Origin of the sequence: Cetobacterium sp. (genome assembly GCF_048470075.1) — a bacterium.
Taxonomy (GTDB): Bacteria; Fusobacteriota; Fusobacteriia; order Fusobacteriales; family Fusobacteriaceae; genus Cetobacterium_A.
Map to the genome: position 1 here is coordinate 1 of NZ_DBGBQB010000014.1, position 2543 is coordinate 2543.

General features: G+C 29.5%; 3 protein-coding genes. All 3 read right to left on the reverse strand.

Annotation, left to right across the window (positions count from 1 at the left end; all coding sequences use genetic code 11):
• The coding region (locus tag ACMOUI_RS00420; RefSeq protein WP_418963771.1) for a glycoside hydrolase family 36 N-terminal domain-containing protein at positions 1-534 on the reverse strand (534 nt) is incomplete at its 3' end.
• Between the two features lie 10 nt (positions 535-544).
• Positions 545-1780 carry an ABC transporter substrate-binding protein gene (locus tag ACMOUI_RS00425; protein ID WP_418963772.1) on the reverse strand — a complete coding sequence of 412 codons (1236 nt, stop codon included), beginning with the start codon at positions 1778-1780 and terminating at the stop codon, positions 545-547.
• Positions 1781-1798: 18 nt separating this feature from the next.
• A partial coding sequence (locus tag ACMOUI_RS00430) for a carbohydrate ABC transporter permease (RefSeq protein ID WP_418963773.1) occupies positions 1799-2543 on the reverse strand: 745 nt, incomplete at its 5' end.

The window sequence follows — 2543 nt, forward strand, 5'->3', positions numbered from 1 at the left end:
CTCTAAAGTTATATCTTTTTCTCCATTATTGATAATTGAAGAACTTCTAGTAATAATGGGGAAATTTTTATAGATAGAATACACCAAAATAATGTCTGTCTTTAATAGTTTATCTGTCAAAGTTATCCTTAAAGTCTTTACTTCATCATTTTTTAATACATATGTATGTGGTAATCTTTCCAGAGGTAACTTTTCATCTAGAATTTCATATTTTGAAAATTTGAAATCACTTACTCTACTCCCATTTTCTTGTAAAATTATATAAGCTGGCTCCTTATAATCTCCTGTTCCAGCTCCTGGAAACTCCTGCTTTAAACTGTCTAATGCAAATCCTGAAAATCCATCTATTTGCTCAGGGGTGTATGGAACCTGATGTTCAAATATTTGGAGCATATTTGAAAAATTTTCCTTATGATTTAATCTTTTTCCAAAATAAAGATGCCCTAAATCACCATTTTCTAAAACCTTAATAATATAACTAATATATTCATTCTGTAAATGAAACTCTAGATTTGAATTAACATATATATTCATAATATCTCCCTTATTTATTTTTTAATCTTTCAAAGTTTTCTTTCATTTTTTTTGTTGCTTCTTCTACACTTAGCTGACCAGATATTATTCCAGCTCCTATAGAACACAATGTCTCCCATGATCCACTAGGAAGATATTCTCTATCAAAGAATCCCACATACTGATACTGATTTCCTAACTCATAACTTTTTTCAAATTTTCCAAGATTACTCTTTGCATTAGTTAGCCCTGTTGGAAGAACATTTGCTGTAGCCATCTTAGATACATTTTCTGGTTTGGCTAAGTAATCTAAAAATTCTAAAGCTTCTTTCTTATTAGGAGAATCTTTCCAAACACCTATTGCCATTCTTTCCCCTGTTATAAAATATGATTTTTCACTTCTATCTTTAGTTGGTAATGCAATAAAATCCATTCTAGCATCTGGATTATATGTTAATCCCTCTCTTATCATAGAGGTTCCAAAGAATAGAAAAGCAGCTTTTCCTGTACCAAGAGCTCTTGCTGCATCATTTCCTGTTAAAGCATCTCTATTTATATATCCCTTATCTTTTAAAGTTTTTATAAATTCCCCTGTTTTATTCCAAGCATTTTCATCAAAAATACCATTTTTTAAGTTTTCACCTTGTGGATTATCTTTATTTAAAATTATCAATCCAGGAACAATCCAATCATAAATATTCCCAATTGAAGCTGAATCTTTTCCTCCTAAATAGATTGGTGTTACGCCTATATCTTTAATTTTTTCCAGTGCCAATAAAAAATCATCTGTTGTCTTTATATCTTTTGGATTTACACCTGCTTTTTCAAGAACATCAAGATTATATGGCAATCCAACTATATCTATATCTAAAGGTAGTGTATAAAACTTATCTTCACTATCTGTAATAACTGGTTTAATTGCAGGGCTAATATATTGAGCCCATTCTCTTTCATTTAAAGGCTCTAAATATTCTTTATATCTATTGATGGACCAGCCATGAGTTCCAAAAAGATCTGGTAAGGAATTTGTTGCCATCTTTGTTTTCATTGTCTCTTCATAATCTGAACTTCCAGGTATAAATTCAATTTCTACATCTGAACTATTTTTATTATACTCATCAACAATCTCTTGTAAGGCTATTGAAGATGGTTCTTGAGCATGAGAATTACTCGTAATTACCAATTGTTTTTTTTGAGATATATTTTCTCCTTTTTCACAACTAGCGAATAAACTCAAAAAAGCAAATGATAAAATAATTTTTTTCATAATAAACACCCCTTATTTTTATTTTATTGAACCGTTTGTCATTCCAGCAATAAAGTATCTTTGTAAAAATATATACAATGTAATTATTGGTAAAACAGCAATAATTGCCGCTGCTGCCGCTGCCCCCAAATTTGATGATGAGTGACTAAAAAATGATGAAATTGCTAAAGTTATAACTCTCATTTTTTGAGATTGTAATAAGTAAACTGAGAATTGATAATCATTCCATATTCCTACACCTGTTAAAATAATAACAGTGGCTGTGATAGGTTTTAACAATGGAAATATCACTTTATAAAATGTTTTAAACTGACTACATCCATCGATCATCGCTGCTTCTTCCAACTCTCTAGGAATAGTATGAATAAAATTACTATATAAAAATATACTTAAAGGCAGGTTAAAAGTTGTAAGTGTTAAAATAATTCCCCAATATGTATTTACTCCATGTATTTTAGTCATTGTTGTAAGAAGAGGAACTAATATACTTAAAGGAGGTACCATCATAACTGCTAAAATCAAATTTAAAACAGTTTTATTTGTAAAAGTTTTATTTCTTGCTAATGGATAAGCTGCCATAGCTCCTAATAATGTTATCAAAATTATACATGTTAATGTCACAATAAAACTATTTCTCATGGCCAAAAGAAGCTCAGCTTTTTCAAAGGCATATGAAAAATTTTCCAAGTAGATACCTTTAGGTAAAAACCATCTTGAACTTAAATCATTTTTCTTCTTTAAGGCAACAGTTAATGATATATAG

Coding starts and splice junctions, on each gene's coding strand:
- ACMOUI_RS00425 (WP_418963772.1), bottom strand. CDS start 1,780: ATGAAAAAAATTATTTTATCATTTGCTTTTTTGAGTTTATTCGCTAGT.